General features: G+C 67.7%; 16 protein-coding genes. 12 read left to right on the forward strand and 4 right to left on the reverse strand.

Going from position 1 to position 18,605, the window contains the following annotated elements; genetic code table 11:
• Nucleotides 1–25: 25 nt before the first annotated feature.
• Nucleotides 26–700, reverse strand: coding sequence for a DUF502 domain-containing protein (locus D1409_RS11015; RefSeq protein ID WP_123536995.1), 675 nt, complete (start codon nucleotides 698–700; stop codon nucleotides 26–28).
• A gap of 97 nt (nucleotides 701–797) precedes the next feature.
• Entirely contained in the window at nucleotides 798–1,631 is an 834-nt protein-coding gene (locus D1409_RS11020; protein WP_123536997.1) for a proline dehydrogenase family protein, read from the reverse strand.
• Between the two features lie 130 nt (nucleotides 1,632–1,761).
• Here D1409_RS11020 and D1409_RS11025 point away from each other — a divergent pair, with 130 nt between their 5' ends.
• From D1409_RS11025 to D1409_RS11075, 11 genes are all read left to right on the forward strand, one after another.
• Nucleotides 1,762–2,307 (forward strand): CDP-2,3-bis-(O-geranylgeranyl)-sn-glycerol synthase, encoded by a 546-nt coding sequence (locus D1409_RS11025; RefSeq protein WP_123536999.1) that lies wholly within the window; start codon nucleotides 1,762–1,764, stop codon nucleotides 2,305–2,307.
• A 697-nt stretch (nucleotides 2,308–3,004) separates the two neighbouring features.
• Entirely contained in the window at nucleotides 3,005–4,219 is a 1,215-nt protein-coding gene (gene hemC, locus D1409_RS11030) for a hydroxymethylbilane synthase (RefSeq protein ID WP_123537001.1), read from the forward strand.
• On the forward strand, nucleotides 4,216–5,007 hold the full coding sequence (cobA, locus tag D1409_RS11035) for a uroporphyrinogen-III C-methyltransferase (protein WP_123537003.1): 792 nt from the start codon (nucleotides 4,216–4,218) through the stop codon (nucleotides 5,005–5,007). The genes hemC and cobA overlap by 4 nt, the downstream gene beginning before the upstream one ends.
• Entirely contained in the window at nucleotides 5,004–5,777 is a 774-nt protein-coding gene (locus D1409_RS11040; RefSeq protein ID WP_123537005.1) for a uroporphyrinogen-III synthase, read from the forward strand. The genes cobA and D1409_RS11040 overlap by 4 nt, the downstream gene beginning before the upstream one ends.
• Before the next feature lie 153 nt (nucleotides 5,778–5,930).
• A complete protein-coding gene (locus tag D1409_RS11045) occupies nucleotides 5,931–7,070 on the forward strand; it encodes an extracellular solute-binding protein (protein ID WP_123537098.1) in 1,140 nt (379 codons plus the stop codon).
• Nucleotides 7,071–7,074: 4 nt separating this feature from the next.
• Entirely contained in the window at nucleotides 7,075–8,061 is a 987-nt protein-coding gene (locus tag D1409_RS11050; protein ID WP_123537007.1) for an ABC transporter permease, read from the forward strand.
• Nucleotides 8,062–8,210: 149 nt separating this feature from the next.
• Nucleotides 8,211–9,047, forward strand: coding sequence for an ABC transporter permease (locus tag D1409_RS11055; RefSeq protein ID WP_164471647.1), 837 nt, complete (start codon nucleotides 8,211–8,213; stop codon nucleotides 9,045–9,047).
• Between the two features lie 2 nt (nucleotides 9,048–9,049).
• The gene (locus tag D1409_RS11060; RefSeq protein ID WP_123537009.1) at nucleotides 9,050–10,069 is read left to right on the forward strand and encodes an ABC transporter ATP-binding protein; all 1,020 of its coding nucleotides are present in this window, start codon (nucleotides 9,050–9,052) and stop codon (nucleotides 10,067–10,069) included.
• A gap of 105 nt (nucleotides 10,070–10,174) precedes the next feature.
• Entirely contained in the window at nucleotides 10,175–11,602 is a 1,428-nt protein-coding gene (locus D1409_RS11065; protein ID WP_123537011.1) for a single-stranded-DNA-specific exonuclease RecJ, read from the forward strand.
• A gap of 639 nt (nucleotides 11,603–12,241) precedes the next feature.
• Complete coding sequence (locus D1409_RS11070; protein ID WP_123537013.1) at nucleotides 12,242–13,315, forward strand: Gfo/Idh/MocA family protein; 1,074 nt, start codon at nucleotides 12,242–12,244, stop codon at nucleotides 13,313–13,315.
• Between the two features lie 96 nt (nucleotides 13,316–13,411).
• Entirely contained in the window at nucleotides 13,412–14,221 is an 810-nt protein-coding gene (locus D1409_RS11075) for an IclR family transcriptional regulator (RefSeq protein ID WP_123537015.1), read from the forward strand.
• A gap of 12 nt (nucleotides 14,222–14,233) precedes the next feature.
• On the opposite strand, the gene D1409_RS11080 is transcribed toward D1409_RS11075, so the two are convergent.
• Nucleotides 14,234–16,774 (reverse strand): beta-mannosidase, encoded by a 2,541-nt coding sequence (locus D1409_RS11080; RefSeq protein ID WP_123537017.1) that lies wholly within the window; start codon nucleotides 16,772–16,774, stop codon nucleotides 14,234–14,236.
• 1,124 nt (nucleotides 16,775–17,898) lie between these two features.
• Nucleotides 17,899–18,096 carry a hypothetical protein gene (locus tag D1409_RS24490; protein ID WP_164471643.1) on the reverse strand — a complete coding sequence of 66 codons (198 nt, stop codon included), beginning with the start codon at nucleotides 18,094–18,096 and terminating at the stop codon, nucleotides 17,899–17,901.
• A gap of 148 nt (nucleotides 18,097–18,244) precedes the next feature.
• Between D1409_RS24490 and D1409_RS25220 the strand changes: the two genes are divergently transcribed.
• Nucleotides 18,245–18,442, forward strand: coding sequence for a hypothetical protein (locus D1409_RS25220; protein ID WP_206425030.1), 198 nt, complete (start codon nucleotides 18,245–18,247; stop codon nucleotides 18,440–18,442).
• Nucleotides 18,443–18,605 lie beyond the last annotated feature (163 nt).

The following is an 18,605-nucleotide window of genomic DNA, read 5'->3' on the forward strand; positions in this document are numbered from 1 at the left end:
CGCTCCGTCGTCGACCGCCCCGCCCTCAGTCGTTTTCGACCGGCGTCTCTGTCGGGTCTTCCTCTTCCTCGTCCTCGTCCGAATCCACGGTCATCGGGACCGAGGTCTGTTCGGCCTCGCCGAATCCGGCGCTGAGGACGCGCGTCAGCGCCTCCTCGACGCGTTCGTTCGTCTCCTCGTAGCGGTCGGGGTTCACCTCGACGACGAACCCGGTGGTGATGTTCGGCGCCGTCGGCAGAAAGAGCACGTCGCGGCCGTCGTCGGTCGACTTCCCGGTCTTGAACGCGGTCATCCGCATCCCGTCCCACGTCTCGAGTTTGACGGGTTCCTGCAGTTCGTCCGCGCCGGAGACGACCGTCTCGACGGCCATCTTCGACGCGTTGTAGATGACGCGCAGTCCGGGAAGCTGGTTCATCGTGTTGTCGATGTTCCGTTCGATGAAGTCGCCGAACGCGGTCCGCATCAGATAGCCCAGCGAGAACACGATGAGGACGAAGATGACGAGCGTCAGCACGACGCGCACCGGGCTCGCGATGTTGACCCCCTCCCAGATCCAGATGTCGACCTGCCAGGTCTCGGTCGTCAGCGGAACGCTCGCGAGCGCCAGATACAGCCGCAGGATGATGTACGCCGTCACGAGCAACGGCAGCAGAATGATGAGCCCGCTGGCGAAGTCACGTTTCCAGGATGCCGAGGTCATCTGCCCGTATCTGTCGCCCGGAGTGTAATGAGCGCTTTCCTTCCGATCGCCGAACACGACCCCGACCGACCGGTCACGGTACAGCCCCCCACACCGACTAGCCGCTCACGACCGCCCGGAGCGCGAAGCCCAGGTTCTCCTTGCGTTCGAGCACCCGTCGGTAGAAGTAGGAGATCCACTTCGTCCCGTAGGGCGCGTACTGCCAGACCTCGCGGTCCGCGGCCAGTTCCGTCTGGGCGTCCTCGCGCACGCCCATCAGCATCTGTACCTCGTAGGGCGTCCCGTGTTCCTCGTGGAGATCCTCCGCCAGCGCGATCATCGCCGGGTCGTGACTCCCGACGGCCACGCCGTCGTCGAACGCCTCGAACATGTACGTCAACAGGTCCCGATACTCCTCGTTCACGCGCGATTTCTCCCGGTAGGCCACGTCCGCGGGCGGGTCGTAGGCCCCCTTGACCAGCCGGACCTTCCCCGGCAGGTCCGCCAGCCGTTCGAGGTCCGCCCGGGTCCGCCTGAGATTCGCCTGGATACAGACGCCCACGCAGCCCTGTTCGCGGGCGTGGTGTTCGAAGGCGTCCAGCGTCGCGTCCGTCGTCGTGTGGTCCTCCATGTCGATCCAGACGAACTCCCCGTGTTCGTCCGCCCGCTCTACGACCCGTGCGAGGTTCTCCCGGAACACGTCCTCGCCCATGTCGAGGCCGAGCTGAGAGGGTTTGACGGAGATGCAGGCCCGCAGGTCCGTCGTCGCGATGTCGTCGAGCAGGTCGCAGTACGTCTGTGCGTCCTCGTCGGCCGGTCCGCGCTCGTGGTAGTGCTCGCCCAGCAGGTTGAGGATCACGCCCACCCCGCGCTCGTTGGTCTCGCGGGCGTGTTCGAGCGCGCCGGGCGCCGTCTCGCCCGCGACGAACTGACTCGCGATCGGCGGGATCATGTGTGCAAGTATTGCCGCCAGTGTGAAATGGGTATCGGGGCGCTGGACCGTGTGGGAGCGGACAGCACCGGCGGGGACCCGGACGACGCGAAACACCGCGATTAAGACCCGCGGGGCTGTCGGCGACGGTATGGACCTGCTCTCGGCCATCGTGACGGCGCTGTGGGCGATGTTGCCCGCGTACGTGCCGAACAACGCGGCGGTACTGGCGGGCGGCGGCCGACCCATCGACGGCGGACGGACCTGGGGTGGCAGGCGCGTTCTCGGCGACGGGAAGACCTGGCGCGGCACCGCCGCCGGCACCGCCGCCGGCGTCGCCGTCGCGCTCGCGCTCAACGCCGCCGCACCGACCATCGGAGACCTGCTCGGCGTCGACCCCGTCGTGTTCCCGCTCCCGGCCGCGTTCGGACTGGCCCTCGGAGCGATGTGCGGCGACATCGGCGCCTCGTTCCTCAAACGCCGGACCGGGCGCGAACGCGGCGCGCCCTTCCCCGGCCTCGACCAGCTGGACTTCGTCGTCGGCGCGCTCGCGCTGGCGGCCCTGCTCGACTTCGACTGGGTCGTCGCCACGTTCACGCCGACGGTGCTCGCCGTCGTCCTCGTCGTAACGCCGCTCCTCCACGTCGTCACCAACGGCATCGCCTACGTCATCGGCGCGAAAGACGAGCCCTGGTAGGAACCATCTCGTTACCATCTTTTTCCCGCTCGGGTGTCCTCGGCGCGCTTCGCGCGCCTGCGGGCACCCTCGCGGCAAAAACATGGGTGAAAAAGGCCGGACGCTTCACTCACTTCGTTCGCTCGCGTCCGGTGAATCGCGCTCACTTCGTTCGCGCGAATGCTTAGTACAGCACAGATCCTGAACAGGCCGCAGTGGCGCGCGCTGTCGCGCCGTTTATGGCGCGACAGTACCGTGCAAGGGATGACTGAGCGAACGGAGTGAACGAAGGAATCGGCTGGGGAGGCGTGAGGCTGTTTTGCAGTGCTGTCCTGGCGGACTGAAAGGGCGAGGCGCGCTCGCGCCGTAGGGGAGTCGCTGTGCGACCCCTATCTGAGCGAGCGCCAGCGAGCGAAGATATGTCGCACAGCGGCCGCGAGCGCACCGAGGGCTTTCACCGGTCAGCGTCACCTGCGGTCGATTCAACTCGTAGCGAGCGGGTCGAGGGCTTTCTCCGCGCGTTATCATTTACGGTCGAACTAACACCTAGCGAGCGTGCCGAGCGCTTTCGTCGCTTGCTGTCGACCACGGTCGCGTTCGTTCGAGTTCACTCCACGACTCGATAGCCGGAATCAGTGACAACACGTACACGCGAACCCGACACCGCTCGAAGGCGGAAGTGGTGAGCTTTTCACGTCGGCGCGTCCACTGAGAGACAATGAGTACGACGCTTCGGCTGGGGACGCGCGGGTCGGCGCTCGCGATGCGGCAGGCCGCCACGATCAAGGACCGACTGGAGAACCGCCGCTTCGACGTGGAACTCGTCGAAGTGGAGACCACTGGCGACCAGATCACCGACGAGGCCATCCACGAACTCGGCAAGACCGGCGCGTTCGTCCGCGCGCTGGACGAGGAGGTTCTCGACGGCGACTGCGACGCCGCCGTCCACTCGATGAAGGACATGCCCACGGACCTGCCGGAAGACATGGTCGTCGCGGGCGTCCCCGAACGCGCCGCGCCGCGCGACGTGCTTGTCAGCCGGAACGGAACCTCGCTGGCGGGGCTCCCCGAGGGCGCCACTGTGGGTACGTCCAGCCTCCGCCGCCGCGCCCAGTTGCTCGCCGAGCGTCCCGATCTCGACGTCCGGCCGCTCCGCGGGAACGTCGACACGCGCGTCGGGAAACTGCTCGCGCCGCCGCTCCTGCGCGAACACGAGCGGCGCGTCGAGGCCGAAGCCGACGAGGAGGTCGAGGAGTTCGCCGAGTACAACGTCCCGGACGATGCGGAGGACGACGAAGACGAGGACGAGGACGACGACTCCGAGTACGACCGCACGGTCGAGGAGTGGTTCGAGGACCTCTCCGAACTCGAGCGGCGCGCGCTGGAGCAGGACCCGGACGTCGACTACGACGCCATCGTCCTCGCGGAGGCGGGGCTCGAACGGGCAGGCCTGCTCCATCACGTCGAACACCGCCAGCTCAATCCCGACACGTTCGTCCCGGCGCCCAGCCAGGGGACGCTCGCCGTCACCGCCCGCGACGGCGAACTCGCCGAGGAACTCCGGTCGGTGCTCGACCACGCCCCGACGCGCGTCGAGGCGACCGTCGAGCGCACGGTGCTGGGGGAGCTCGGCGGCGGCTGTGTCGCGCCCATCGGCATCTACGCGGTCCTGCAGGGCTCGGTCGTCCGCACCCTGGTCCGCGTCCTCGACCGCGACGGCGACGAGCAGATCCGCGAGACGCGCGAGCTCCCGGTTGACCAGCACCCGCGGGCCGCCCGCGAGTTCGCCGCCGACCTGGCCGACGCCGGCGCGGCCGAGTTGATCGAACAGGCCCGCCGACGGAGCGACGAGGCGTCCGGGACCGGCGGCGCATCGCCCGAGAGCCCGGAGCCGACCGAGGACGGTGACCGCGACGAGGAGGGCGGCGAGTGACCGGGACCGTCTACCTCGTCGGCTCCGGCCCCGGCGACCCGGATCTGTTGACCGTCAAGGCCCGCCGACTCCTCGACGAGGCCGATGTGGTGCTCCACGACAAGCTCCCGGGCCCGGAGATACTCGGACTGATCCCCGAGGAGAAACGCGAGGACGTGGGCAAACGCGCCGGCGGCGACCGCACGCCCCAGTCCGTCACGAACGAACGCCTCGTTGAACTTGCCCACGAGGGCAAGACCGTGGTCCGACTGAAGGGCGGCGACCCGTTCGTCTTCGGTCGCGGCGGCGAGGAGGCCGCCTACCTCGCCGCACACGAGGTCCCCTTCGAGGTCGTTCCCGGCGTCACGTCGGCCATCGCCGGCCCGGCCGTCGCAGGTATCCCCGTCACCCACCGCGACCACGCCTCCTCCGTCTCGTTCGTCACCGGGCACGAGGACCCCACCAAAGACGAATCGGCCATCGACTGGGAGGCGCTGGCGGCCACCGGGGGGACTATCGTCGTCCTGATGGGCGTCGGCAAACTCCCGGACTACACCGCCGCGCTCCGCGAGGCCGGGATGGACACCGACACCCCCGTCGCGCTCGTCGAGCGAGCGACCTGGCCGGACCAGCGAGTCGCGACCGGGACGCTCGACACCATCGTCGAGGCCCGCGACGAGGCCGGCATCGAACCGCCCGCGATCACCGTGATCGGCGACGTCGCCGGCGAACGCGACGAGCTCGCCGAGTTCCTCCGCGGGTACGGGAGCGACGAGGCCGAAAATTCGGAGGCGGTGAGCGGCGAATGAGCGCCGCGGACCGCCCGCGCATCGCCGTCTTCCGTCCGCCGGACGACCGGCTCTCTGACGCCGTGGACCTGCTCGAATCGCTCGGCGCGGAGGCGGTCGCGGACCCGATGCTGACCGTCGACCCGACCGGCGCGGTTCCCAGAAACGACGCCGACTACGTCGTCTTCACCAGCAAGACCGGCGTCGAACTCGTCGCCGGCGAGCGCGCGGACGACGGCGGCCCCGCCGAGCGGTGGGAGCCCGGCGACGCGACCGTCTGCGCCATCGGCGAGTCGACGGCCGACGCGCTCCGAGCGCACGACTACCGCGTCGACCGCGTCCCCACGGAGTTCTCCTCGTCGGGGCTGGTCGCCGAACTCGAAGCCGAGGTCGACGGCGCGCGCGTCGAGGTCGCCCGGAGCGACCACGGCTCGGCGGTCCTGCTGACGGGGCTGGAGGACGCCGGCGCGTACGTCCACGAGACGGTGCTCTACCGGCTCGACCGCCCGAACGACGCCGGTGAGTCCGCCGAACTGGCCGCCGAGGGGCGACTCGACGGCGCCCTGTTCACCTCCTCGCTGACGGTCCGGCACTTCCTCGCCGCGGCCGAGGAGCGAGGCGTTCGCGCGGACGCGGTCGCGGGACTCGAAGACGCCGTCGTCGGCGTCATCGGCGACCCGACCGCCGGGACCGCGAGCGACGCCGGCGTCGCGGTCGACGTGATCCCCGAAGCCGCGGACTTCGACGCGCTGGCCGAGGCCGTCGTCGACGCCGCGACCGACGAGGAGTAAGTCGGGAGCGTCTCGGGACCGGTACGTATCGCTCTGTACTCTCCAGAGGGATGGGGAACGGACGGAGCGGAACGGACAGATACGGACCGCTCCCCGCCGGTACGGGCCGGAAATATAAACCCCCATACACGTTCTGGGTGGGTGTTCCACCGTATGACGCAGACACGGCGACGGTTCCTCACGGGGACGGGTATCGCACTGGCCAGCGGGCTCGCGGGCTGTTCCGGCGCGCTGGGCAGCGGCGACGGAGAGACTGCGACCCCCGACGGCGACGCCTACGAGGTGGGCCACGGCGACTACCGGACGACGGTGAGCGCGTCGGCGTTCCCCGAGAAACTCTACGTCTACGCGGTCCAGTCGGGCTGGTCGAACTGGCCGGCGCTGATGGACGGCTTCGAGGAGCGGTACGGCGTCGCGCTCAACGACGACGACCGCTCCTCGGGCGAGGCGCTGACGCACATGCGTTCGCACGCCCAGAACCCCGACCACTCGGCGTACAACGGCGGGTACACCTACGGCATCGTCGCGAAGAACGACGACTTCCTCACCGGGTACAAGCCGAAGAACTGGGACAGAGTGCCCGAGAAGCTCAAGACCGACGACGGGGAGATGACCGCGACCCGGCGGATGACCACCGCTGTCACCTACCGGCAGGACATCTACGAGGAACGCGGCCTCGACGAACCCGAGACGTGGGAGGACCTGTTGCACCCGGACGTCACGCAGGACCTCGCGCTCCAGACGCCGACCGCGGCCGTGGGGCTCGCGACGGCGCTCTCGATCAACAACGCACGCGGCGGCTCGCTCGACGACGTGCAACCGGTGATCGACTACTACGAGCAGATACAGGAGGGCGGCGCCGAGTTCACCGACAACTTCCTCGCGCAGTTCAGCAAGGGCGAGTACGCGACGTTCGTCCGCTACGACTACTCCGGGCTGAACCTCAAGTACAACAACGAGGACGTCGCCGAGGAGGACGTCGGCGTCGCGCTCCTGCGGGGCGAGAACGGGAACGCGGGCGCGTTCAACCAGCCCTACGGCTACGGGATGATCGACGGCGCCCCCAACCCCGAGGCGTGCAAGCTGTTCATGGACTACGTGCTCTCGAAGGAGGGCCAGCGCAAGTTCCTCGACGCCTACGTCCGACCGATCCGCGCGCCGGAACTGGAGATGCCCGACGAGTTCCCCGACCAGTCGACCTACGACGAGACGGAGTTCCAGGTCGACTACGGCGAGATGGTCGAGAAGCAGGAGGGCGTCATCGACGAGATAGAGCGGTCCGCCGGCCTGTAGCGCCATGTCGACCGACGAAGCGGCCGGCGGAACCGGCGGGACCGACGGACGGCGAGCGGACGCGCTCGCGGCGGTCAGCGCCGCGTTCCACGCCGGGGCCGCCCGGCTTCCCGACCCGCTCGGGCGCGTACTCCAACCGCACACCGAGCGCGACCGGGAACGTCGGCGGGTCATCGCGCTGTGTGCGCCCTTCTGCCTGCTCGCGACGGTCGCCGGCGTCTACCCGTTGAGCGAGATGCTCCGAATCAGCGTCTCCGAGGCGAAGTACGTCTCCGAGGGGTTCTCGCTGTCGGCGTACGAGCGGCTCCTCGCCGACCCGCACCTCCGGGCGTCGGCGGTCAACACGCTCTGGTTCTCGCTGGCGACGACCATCGTCAGCCTCGGCGTCGCGACGGCGACCGCCCACGCGCTGGAGAAGTACGACCTCCCGTTCCGCGGCGCGCTGTTGACCCTCCTCTCGTTCCCGATCAGCCTCCCCGGCATCGTCGCGGCGTTCATGATCATCGTGTTGCTGGGCAACACCGGACTGGTGACGAACCTCGTCGCGTGGTTCACCGGCCGGAGCAGCGTCGATCTGGCCGTCGCGACGAGCGTCGGCGGCCTGTTCGTCGCGTACTGCTACTCGATGATCCCGCGGGCGTTCCTGCTCCTGCGCGGGAGCTACGCGGAGGTCAACGAACGGACCGAGGAGGCCGCCCGGTCGCTGGGCGCCTCGCCGGCCCGGACGTTCTACCACGTGACGCTGCCGCAGATCAAGCCGGGGGTCATCGGCGCGTTCATCCTCACGTTCCGCACGGCGCTGGCTATCTTCGGGACCGTCCTGATCCTGCAGACCCTGCGCGTGTGGACCTACGAGATCGACTACGCGCTCTCCTCCGGGAGCGGGTTCGACATCCAGCTGGCGGCCGCGATGGCGACCGTCTGGTTCGCGTTCGTCCTCGGGTTCACGGCGCTGGGCCTGCGCTACACCAGCGCGGAGGTGGGACTGTGAGTGACGCCGACTCAGGCCCCGTTCGAGGCGGGGGCACGGACGATCAGACCGACGACCGTCCGCGCCCGGACGGCGGTCTCACCGTGGAAGACCGGCAGATCCGCGAACGGTCGTGGAAACGGTCGCCGTCGGCGGTGCTCGGTCGACCGCTGGTACTGACCGTGTTCGCGCTCACCTTCCTCTTCCTCGTCTTCCCCGTCGTGGCGACGTTCGTCGCCTCGTTCGCCCGCGAGTGGACGGGCGTGCTCCCGTCGGGATTCGTGACGCTGACCCACTGGGAGCAGGTGCTCGGGTTCGGCGGGTACGAGGACGCCGCCGACTACTCGCTGAAACTCGGCGCCGTCCTGCGGACGCTGACCGAGAACCCGCTCGCCGCGCCCAGTCAGAGCCCGCTGTTCCGGAGCATGTGGCTCGCGCTCGGCGGTGTGCTCGTCAACCTCGTCGTCGGCGTGCCCATCGCCTACGCCGTCGCCCGCTACGAGTTCCCCGGGCGGGACCTGCTCAACGCCTTCGCCGTCCTGCCGCTGGCGCCGGGGATCGTCCTCGGCGTCGCCTTCCTCCGGGCGTACCCGGAGCTCTCGGGGACGGACTTCGGACTGATCGTCGGCTACTCGCTACTGAAGGCGCCGTTCATGGTGATGGCCGTCCAGTCGAGCTTCGAGTCGATGCCGCTGCGCCAGCTAGAGGAGAGCGCCCGCTCGCTCGGCGCGTCGTGGCCGCGGACCTTCCTGTCGGTGATCGTCCCGAACGCGAAACGGGGGATCGTCTCCGGGGCTATCATCTGCTGGGCGCTCGCCGCCGCGGAGTTCAACTTCTCCTACGTCGTCTTCTCGCGGGGCGCGCGCCCGCTCGCGCTCTTCCTCAAGGCCAACATCTCGAACAGCTCATTCCTGACGACCGCCGCCGCGGTCTCGGTGTTCTTCCTGCTCGTCGCGGCCGTCACCGCGGCGCTCCAGCTCCTCGGAAATCGAGGGTTCTCAACGTAACCATGGCAGACATCACACTCGACAGCGTGACGAAGCGGTTCGGCGAGACGACCGCCGTCGACGACGTGTCGCTCACCGTCGGCGACGGCGAGATACTCGGGGTCGTCGGCCCCTCCGGCTGTGGCAAGACGACGACGCTCCGCACCATCGCGGGCTTCGAGACGCCCACCGAGGGGCGAGTCCTCTTCGACGACGAGGACGTGACCCGCGTGCCGCCCGAGTGGCGCAACGTCGGCCTCGTCTTCCAGTCGTACGCCCTCTTCGAGAACATGACCGTCCGGGAGAACGTGCAGTTCGGGCCGAAGATGCGGGGCGTCTCGAAGCCCGAACGGCGCCGGCGCGCGAGCGAACTGCTCGACCTGCTGGACATCGCCGAACTGGCCGACCGGGATCCGACGACGCTCTCGGGCGGCCAGCAACAGCGGGTCGGCCTGGCGCGGGCGCTCGCGATCGAGCCGACGATCCTCCTGCTCGACGAACCGATGACCGGACTCGACGCGCAGTTGAAGACCCGCCTGCGGCGCGAACTGGTCGACCTCCTCGACGACCTGGACGTGACGGCGCTGTACGTCACCCACGACCAGGCCGAGGCGATGGTCGTCTGCGACCGGATGGCCGTCATGAACGGCGGCCGCGTCGAACAGGTCGGCGCGCCGGAAGACGTGTACGAGCGACCCGCGAACGAGTTCGTCGCCGACTTCGTCGGCACGTCGAACCGCCTGCCCGCGACGGCCCGCAACGGCCGACTCCACTTCGGGCACGCGACGACACCCGCGCCCGACGGCGACGAGGGCGACGTGACCGTTGTCGCGCGCCCGGAGGCGTTCCGCGTCGGCGAGGGCCCCTTCGACGCGACCGTCCGCGAGCGCGCCTACCTCGGCGAACACGTCCGGGCCGTCGCCGACCTCCCGGACGGGGAGTCCGTCACGCTCCGCGTCGACCCGGCGACGGCACCGGCGCCCGGCGAACGGGTGTCCCTCGCGCTCGACACCGAGCGCGTCCACGTCCTCTCGGACTCCTGACCGTGTTTCCCGCGCGCTCGACGGGTGACACGGCGGATCCGGGACAGGGGTCGGCTCCCCGGCCATCCGGGGATTTAAACCCAGTGCCGCGATAACAACTGCTCGATGAGTACCACCGGGCCGGTCCCCGACCTCGCGGGGCGCGCGGACGCCTGCGCCGACAGACTGCTGGACGCCGACGAAGTGCTGCTGGCCTCGCACATCGACGCCGACGGGCTGACGAGCGCGGCCGTCGCGTCGAGAGCGCTGGAACGGGCCGGCCTGGACTTCGAGACGGTGTTCAAGAAACAGCTCGACGAGACGGAGATCGCGAGCATCGCCGCCCGCGAGTACGACACCGTCCTCTTCACCGACTTCGGGAGCGGCCAGTTAGACGCCATCGCGGCCCACGAGCGGGCCGGCGACTTCCAGCCCGTCATCGCCGACCACCACCAGCCCGCCGACGCGGAGACGGAGTACCACCTCAACCCGCTCCTCGAAGGCATCAACGGCGCCTCCGAGCTCTCCGGGGCGGGCGCGGCGTACGTCCTCGCCCGCGCGCTGGCCGACCGCGGCGACCAGTCGGCCGACAACCGCGACCTGGCGGGACTGGCCGTCGTCGGCGCCGTCGGCGACATGCAGGCCGTCGGCGGCGAACTCGTCGGCGCCAACCGCGGCATCGTCGAGGAGGGCGTCGAGAGCGGGGTGCTGGCGGAGGGCACCGACCTCTCGCTGTACGGCAAGCAGACCCGACCGCTCCCGAAGCTGTTCGAGTACGCGACGGAGGTCCAGATCCCCGGCATCTCCGGCGACGAGGCGGGCTCGGTCCGCTTTCTGGAGGGGCTGGACGTCGACCTGCAGGCGGCCGGCGAGTGGCGCACGTGGGTCGACCTGAGCGACGACGAGCGCCAGACCGTCGCGAGCGCGCTGGTGAAACACGCCGTCCAGCGGGGCGTCCCCGCGAAGAAGATCAACACGCTCGTCGGGACGACCTACGAACTCGTCGACGAGGCGCCGGGGACGGAGCTCCGCGACGCCAGCGAGTTCTCCACACTGCTGAACGCGACGGCGCGCTACGAGCGCGCGGACGTGGGTCTGGGCGTCTGTCTCGGGAACCGCGACGGCGCGCTGGACCAGGCCCAGACCCTGCTCTCGAACCACCGCCGGAACCTCTCGGAGGGGCTGGAGTACGTCCGCCGGGAGGGCGTCACCCACGAGGACAACCTCCAGTGGTTCGACGCGGGCGAGGCCATCCGCGAGACCATCGTCGGCATCGTCGCCGGGATGGCGCTCGGGACGGAGGGCGTCTCCGCCAGCAAACCCATCATCGCCTTCGCGCGCAAGAACGACGAGGAGACGAAGGTGTCGGCCCGCGGCACCGGAACGCTCGTCCGCGAGGGCCTCGACCTCTCGGTGGTCATGGGCGAGGCGTCCCGCTCGGTGGGCGGCGACGGCGGCGGGCACGACATCGCCGCCGGCGCGACGGTCCCCGCGGGCGAGGAGCAGGCGTTCGTCGACGCCGCCGACGACATCGTCGCCGACCAGACCGGGTGACGACCCGCGACTCCACCCGTCTTCGGTCTCACTGACCCCACCCGACACGTGGCGGTACGTCGCTCATAGAAACATAAGAAATCTGTATATTACCTAGTTCTATTTAGAAGTATACTATTCCGGCCCGTGTGCGCAAGCGATGTCCGTGCGCCATCCGCCCCACGAGACAGTGGCGAACTGCGGCCCCGCTCCTCTACCGGGACACCGTGAGGCTGCTCGGGATCAGATATCCACAGATATCCAGTACAGGACCGATGTTTGACTGTGACGGTCGTCGCACCGCGAGCACTGTCGTAGACGGAGTGGTTCCGGGGGCGCCCCGAAACCTAGATCGCAAAAAGGGCCGACTTCGACCGTCGTATCGGACGCCTTCCGGTTTCAGATCGACGGAGCCGGCGACGGACGATCCGACGAGGCGGAAGCAGACGAGAGCCGTTCGTAGCACGCCGGCATAGCGTTACAGATGGCCGATACTACCATATACTCGTATATAAATTATATATTATACTATCGTGCACTGCTGGCTATTTCGGGTGCCCGCTGTGCTGGCTCCCGACCGTCGGTCCGGGGAGCGCGTCGTCGGGCGGGATGGTCGGCTTCGAGAAAGGGTTAACTGCGGGCAGTTTCCACACGGTACGCATGAGCGAGACAGTGACCGTAGGGATCGTCGGGCTCGGGACGCACGGGGCCAACCACGCCCGGCTGCTGCGGGAGATGGGTCACGAGGTGTTCGGGGTCGACGCGGACCCGACGGCGCGCCGGGAGTTCGAGGAGGCGTTCGACCGGCCGGCCTACGAGAGCCCGAACGACCTGTTCGACCGGGAGGTGGACGCGGTCGTCGTCTCGACGCCCAACAAGTTCCACCAGCCGACCGCCGTCGGAGCGCTGGAGGCCGGGCTGGACGTCCTGCTGGAGAAGCCGCTGGCCCACGACCTGGAGAGCGCCGAGCGCATCGCCGAGACCGCAGAGCGGACGGGCAACGTCTGCATGGTCGGCTTCCACCACCGCTATCGCAACGTCTGCCGCGTCGCCCGCTCGTACGTCGAGAGCGGGTATCTCGGCGATCTGACGCACATCGACGCGAAGTTCGTCCGACGGCGAGGCGTCCCCGGGCGGGGCACGTGGTACACCTCCGAGGAGATCGCCGGCGGGGGCGTCCTCCTCGACACGGGCGCGCACTGTCTCGACCTGTTGCTGTACCTCTCGGGATGGCCGGAACTGGAGTCGGTCAACGCCGCCGTCGACTCCTACTTCGGCCACCGCGACGACTACGCCTACCTCGACATGTGGGGCGAGGACGACGAGGCGAAGATGTACGACGTGGAGGACACCGTCACCGCCTTCTGCGAGTTCGAGAACGGCCTGACGGCCACGGTCGAGGTGGCCTGGGCGGCCAACGACGAGGGGAGCCACTCCTACCGGATCAAGGGGACCGACGCAGGCGCGAAACTCGACATCACCAACTCGCTAAACGCGGTCGAACCGGTGCCCGACCAGCGAAACGACCTGACCCTCTACGAGGTCCGCCAGGGCGGCCGCGACCACTTCGTCGACTCGTCGGTCCACGTCAGGCCCAACGACCCCTACACGGACGAACTGGAGACGTTCGTCGACGCCGTGGTCTCCGGCGAACGACCGTCGACCACGAGCGTCCACGAGGCGCTGGACGTCCAGCGGGTCATCCACCGCATCTACGAGGCCCGCGACGACTGACCGGCGGTCGGCCGGCGTCGCGTGACCGGCCGTAGCGGGACACCCACTCGGTGCGCGCGGGGACGATTTATATCCGTGGAGTGCGTCGCGAGTCGTATGACCGGTTCAGACAGCGGGACGGGCAAGACTATCCAGTCCGTCGAAACCTCGCTCCGGGTGGTGGACGCGCTCCGCGAGCGCGACCGCGCGGGCGTGACGGAGATCGCCGGCGCGCTCGGGTGTTCGAAGGCGGCCGTCCATCACCACGTCTCGACGCTCTGCAAGCACGGCTACCTCGAACGCGTCGACGGCGAGTACCGGCTCGGGCTGGGCTTTCTCTCGGTCGGCGGCCAGGTCCGCGAGGCCCAGCCGCTGTACCACCTCGCCGAGGAGGACGTTCGAGACCTGGCCGCAGAGACCGGCGAGCAGGCCCGTCTCGTCGCCGAACACGACGGCAGCGGGATCACGATCTTCCGGGCGACCGGTGAGCGGGACGGTCGCGGCGACCGACCGCGGATGCACCTCGGCAGCGACGAACCGCTCTACTGCACGGCGGCGGGGAAGGCGTTCCTCGCCGAGCTCCCCGAGGACCGGATCGACCGCTATCTCGCGGAGACGCCGCTCGAATCGTACACCGACGCGACGGTCACGGACCCCGAACTGCTGCGCGAGGAACTCGCCACGATCCGGGCGGAGGGCGTCGCGTTCGACGACGAGGAGCGCTACGAGGGGGTCCGCTGTGTCGCCTCGGCCGTCGACTCCCCCGGCGGCGAGTTGCTCGGCGCCATCAGCGTCTCCGGCCCGACCGAACGGCTCTCCGGCGAGCGGTTCCGCACCGAACTGCCCGACCTGCTCAGGAACGTCGTCGGCGTCGTCGAACTCGAGAACACCTACGCCACGTGGACCGAACAGTTCTCGCAATCGTAGTCTCCGCGACCGTCAGTACGTCTCGCGGAGGTGCCGAACGGTGAGGTCGTCTTCGAGGTGTGCCTCGACGAGCGCGTCACGTCGGTCGTCGTAGGCGTCGAAGGCGAGGGTGCGCTCCTCGCCGGGCGCGAGGTGGACGTAGTTGTCCGAGAACGCGCCCGCCAGCGTGCCGGGATCGAGTTCGACGAACAGCGCGGCCGCGTCGGCGGCCACGGTCACCTCGTTGCCGTCTATCTCGACTTCGACCTCGGTCTCCGGCAGGGCCAGTCGTTTGTAGTCCGCAAAGAAGGCCGTCGCGGGGAACGAGCCGTCGACGCCGTCGAGTTTCGCGCGGACCAGCACGTCGGTCGGCTCGACGCCGTCGGGCAGGTCGTCGCGTTCGACGGTCGTCAGGGCGGTGCTCTCGTGGGCGTCGAGGTCGACCGCGACCGTCTCCTCGTGGACGAGATCGCCGTCGAACGTCGTGATCTCGAGCGAGACATCGCCCGTCACCGGACCGGTCTCGTCGCTCGTGATCCACAGCGTCTGTGCGGTCACGTCGCCCCCGTCGGCGTCGTCGGGGTCCTCGGCCTGTTCGTTGTCGACGCCGTCGCGGCCCTCGAACTCGGGGTGGAAGGAGAGGAGGACGGGCGCGAACTGGCGACGGGCGGCGTACTGCTGGGCCTTCCACTTGCCGTCGTACTCGACCGACGACCAGGAGGCCACCGGCCAGAGGTCGTTGAGCTGCCAGTAGAGCGCACCCATCGTCGTCGGTTTGCGGCGGCGCCAGTACTCGATCGCCGTCGACATCGCCTCGGCCTGGAGGAGCTGGGAGAGGTAGACGAAGTCAGAGAAGTCGAAAGGGATGCGGAAGTAGTCGGCCATCCGGCGGAGGATGGTCGTGTTCCCGCCGGGGTTGCGCTGGTGGTGTTCCATCATCGGCGAGGTCGGGTTGAAGTCGCCCTCGTCGAGTACCGTTCGGAGCGAGTCGAGCGACGGAAACGACTGGTAGCCGAACTCGGAGACGAAGCGGGGTTCGGTCGTGTAGTAGTCCTCGAAGGGCTGGCCCTGGTGCCACACGTCCCAGTAGTGGATGTCGCCCTTCTCGAAGACGTACGGTTCGAGTTCGTCCGGGCCGCTGGAGGGCGAGCCGGGCCAGTACGTGCGCGACGGGTCCTCCTCGCGACAGGCGGGTCCGACCGTCTCCTCGTAGAGCGTCCGGTAGTCGTCGAGGTGGTCCTCGTGGTGGTCGTGGTCGACGAACCAGTTCTGGGCGGCCTCCTCGTTCTCGTTGTTCGCACACCAGACGGCGATCGACGGGTGGTTCGCGAGGCGACGGACCTGATAGCGCACCTCTTCCTCGACGGTGTCGAGGAACTCGTCGTTCGCGGGGTGGAGCGAGCAGGAGAACATGAAGTCCTGCCAGACGAGCAGGCCGTACTCGTCACAGAGGTCGTAGAAGGTGTCCTCCTCGTAGTAGCCGCCGCCCCACACCCGGAGCATGTTCATGTTGGCGTCGGCGGCGCTGCGGACCAGGTGCTCGTAGCGCTCCTCGGTCACGTCGCCGTACAGCGGCGCCGTCGGGATGGTGTTGGCACCCTTCGCGTAGACGGGTTCGCCGTTGACCTCGAAGTAGAAGGAGGTGCCCGCGTCGTCGGGTTCGACGACGAGGTCCACGTCGCGAAAGCCGATCCGGTCGGAGTGCGTGTGACCGGCGGCAGGGCGCTGGCCGCTCGGGGAGACGCTCACGTCGAGGTCGTAGAGCGGCTGGTCGCCGTAGCCGTTCGGCCACCACAGGTCGACGCTGCCTTCGTCGACCGGCACAGTGAGTTCGACCTCCTGTTCGCCCGCGTCGAGGGCGACCGCCTCCGTGGCGTTCGTGTCGGCCACGTCGACGGTCAAGTCGTAGGTCCCGGCGGTGGGCGCGTCGACGCCGACGCGGACGGTGAGGTCGATCCCGTCGCCCGAGTGGTCCTGTTCGGTCTTCGTGTAGCGGATCCGCGGGTCGGAGTAGCCGACGATCGCGATGTCGCGGTAGATGCCCATCGTCGGGAGGCACGGACCCCAGTCCCAGCCGTAGTGACACTGCGCCTTGCGGACGAAGGGGCGACCGGGCTGGTCGACGGGGTAGCGGATACAGGGCACCTCGTAGGGGTACTCGGCGGCCCGCTCCTGGCCGTAGTCGACCGGCGAGTGGAACTCGACCGTGACCTCGTTCTCGCCGGGTTCGAGCGCGTCGGCGGCGTCGAACTCGTGCCCGACGTGCATGTTCACCGACTCGCCCACAACCTGTCCGTTGATCCGCACGGTGGCGACGGTGTCGAGGCCGTCGCACTGGAGGACGACGCGGTCGTGGTCGAGGAGTCGTCGGTCCACGTCGACAGTCCGCTGGTACGTCCAGTCGCATTCGCCGACCCACTGCACGTCGAGTTCGTTGTCTGCGACGAGCGGGTCCGGGATCTCTCCCGCGTCCAGCAGATCCGTGTAGACCCCGCCCGGCACCGCACCCGCACGCCACGTCTCGTCGCTGTGCCGGCGAAACCGCCAGTCCCCGTTCAATAACTGTTTTCGCATACGGTCAAAAGGCCGACTCTCGGCCTTAACAGTATCGCCATCGGAAGGTCGCTCGAACCCGTTCGTGACCCGCGAACACGGCCGACAGCCCCGGGATCCCGACGCCGTGGGCGTTTGACGTGGGTAAACGCATAAGTTCCCTTCTCCGATTGTTTGCTGACGACAAACGTCAGGGGCGCCGGTCGAGGCCGGAGTCGGGGCCGCGGGCAAACAGGACAGTCGGATCGAGGCCACAGCGCGACCATGGCTGAGACGATTCGAGAGCAACTCCTGAGACACGTCTGTTCGAACCAGCATGCCGTGGCGCTCCCGCTCGCGGCGAACGTTCTGGCACTGGTCGCCGACCTGTTCGCGCTCTCGTTCGTCAACGAGCCCAGGAATTGTTTCCTCTCGTCAAACGTCCAATTACAGCCATACGATCGTAATCTTCGAGAAGGCGTTCCACGTCCCCGACCAGCGCGACTCGACCTACGTCCCGCCCCATGTGTAGACCAAGTTATAATTCCCAAAACGTATCAGTTTGTTAGTACGTTCGGCAGATATCGAAACCCCAGTACCGATCCTCACGTACCGACTCCTTCCGTCGAAACGAACGATCCATCGAGCGAAACGGAACAGCCCCACGGGCAGGGCGATCGAGATAGAATCGTACTCATAGCCGGTAGGAGCCGATATCGTTGGACTCTCTGTCTCGAAACGGGCATCCAGTAAATTTGATTTAATAAAAATCAGAAGATGTATTTATTTCTGACTCTATGACACAGTGCATCGGCTCGTCCCGATCGACTGCACACGGCACGGACAGTCGGGTCGGCTGTCGCACGGTAGCGGGAGGAGGTCGGCTGGAGAGGGGAATCACCGAGTCAATGAGGCGTTTGTTCGGCGAATCGCCGACTCTAATCCCGAAATGACAGACGCGCGCCTGGCGAGACTCGTCCTCCCAAGCGTCTTGATTCTCCACATCTAAACGTTGTTAGAGGGGGGGTAGCGATTCCGAGAGCAGTGATCGCTGCGACAACCTCGCCTCGAACTCGCTCAATCAGACAGTGCCCCAGCAATCGAGTCTCCGGGAGATCAGAGACCCCATCCCAGCGGCGTGTGACCACCCCGTGGATAGACGGTTCTCAGTCAGTCGTTGTCGCTCCGGGACTCGGGTTTCCCTCCGTTCCCACCGCTTGCTGGTACTCCTCGTCCTTGATCTCGTCGTAGACGAGTTCTCGGAGCAGCTCGGCCATCGTCATGTCTCGCTGTGCAGCGAGGACGCGAAAACTGCTTTTTTCGTCTTCGGTTATACTTGTGCTGATCTTTTCAGTTCGCTCCATACCTAACTGGACGGTACTGTTGCACAAAAAAACTGGGTCATCGAATCGTCGTGGTTATGATATTGAGACCCATCTATCTACTGCACCACTGGTGCAGTGGAACACCTTTATCATGCATCAAGATTCTACCTATTGATGTTGCAAGAATATGACTGACAAAATCACGTTTCGTTGCCACGATTCGTTGGCCGCGGACGTCGAAGAGATCTCGGACAGAACCGGGCTACCAGAGACCGAAGTAATCCACCGTCTGGTCAAGCTCGGGCTCCAGGACATCGACGAGATCGACGACGACGTGCTCTTCGGGACGGTCTCCGGCCCGAAGGGAGGGGATGCGACCGAATGACCGCCGCTGGCCAGCCCTGCGCGTCATTCGACCGGGGATGTCGCAGTCGGCTGGACAGGGGACCCGACGCGAGGTGCACGAATTGAAATACGATAGACACTATTCGACGAGTCGTCCGACGAACAGGTATCGGCCCCGGTCTCGTACCGGTGGCACTCCCGCC

This window comes from Halosimplex salinum, assembly GCF_003730195.1.
Lineage (GTDB): Archaea > Halobacteriota > Halobacteria > Halobacteriales > Haloarculaceae > Halosimplex > Halosimplex salinum.

Bases quoted from the DNA above. Each gene is read 5' to 3' on its own strand.
- D1409_RS11015 (WP_123536995.1), bottom strand. From the start codon at position 700: ATGACCTCGGCATCCTGGAAACGTGACTTCGCCAGCGGGCTCATCATT.
- D1409_RS11020 (WP_123536997.1), bottom strand. From the start codon at position 1,631: ATGATCCCGCCGATCGCGAGTCAGTTCGTCGCGGGCGAGACGGCGCCC.
- D1409_RS11025 (WP_123536999.1), top strand. From the start codon at position 1,762: ATGGACCTGCTCTCGGCCATCGTGACGGCGCTGTGGGCGATGTTGCCC.
- hemC (WP_123537001.1), top strand. From the start codon at position 3,005: ATGAGTACGACGCTTCGGCTGGGGACGCGCGGGTCGGCGCTCGCGATG.
- D1409_RS11040 (WP_123537005.1), top strand. From the start codon at position 5,004: ATGAGCGCCGCGGACCGCCCGCGCATCGCCGTCTTCCGTCCGCCGGAC.
- D1409_RS11045 (WP_123537098.1), top strand. From the start codon at position 5,931: ATGACGCAGACACGGCGACGGTTCCTCACGGGGACGGGTATCGCACTG.
- D1409_RS11050 (WP_123537007.1), top strand. From the start codon at position 7,075: ATGTCGACCGACGAAGCGGCCGGCGGAACCGGCGGGACCGACGGACGG.
- D1409_RS11060 (WP_123537009.1), top strand. From the start codon at position 9,050: ATGGCAGACATCACACTCGACAGCGTGACGAAGCGGTTCGGCGAGACG.
- D1409_RS11065 (WP_123537011.1), top strand. From the start codon at position 10,175: ATGAGTACCACCGGGCCGGTCCCCGACCTCGCGGGGCGCGCGGACGCC.
- D1409_RS11070 (WP_123537013.1), top strand. From the start codon at position 12,242: ATGAGCGAGACAGTGACCGTAGGGATCGTCGGGCTCGGGACGCACGGG.
- D1409_RS11075 (WP_123537015.1), top strand. From the start codon at position 13,412: ATGACCGGTTCAGACAGCGGGACGGGCAAGACTATCCAGTCCGTCGAA.
- D1409_RS11080 (WP_123537017.1), bottom strand. From the start codon at position 16,774: ATGCGAAAACAGTTATTGAACGGGGACTGGCGGTTTCGCCGGCACAGC.
- D1409_RS24490 (WP_164471643.1), bottom strand. From the start codon at position 18,096: ATGGAGCGAACTGAAAAGATCAGCACAAGTATAACCGAAGACGAAAAA.
- D1409_RS25220 (WP_206425030.1), top strand. From the start codon at position 18,245: ATGACTGACAAAATCACGTTTCGTTGCCACGATTCGTTGGCCGCGGAC.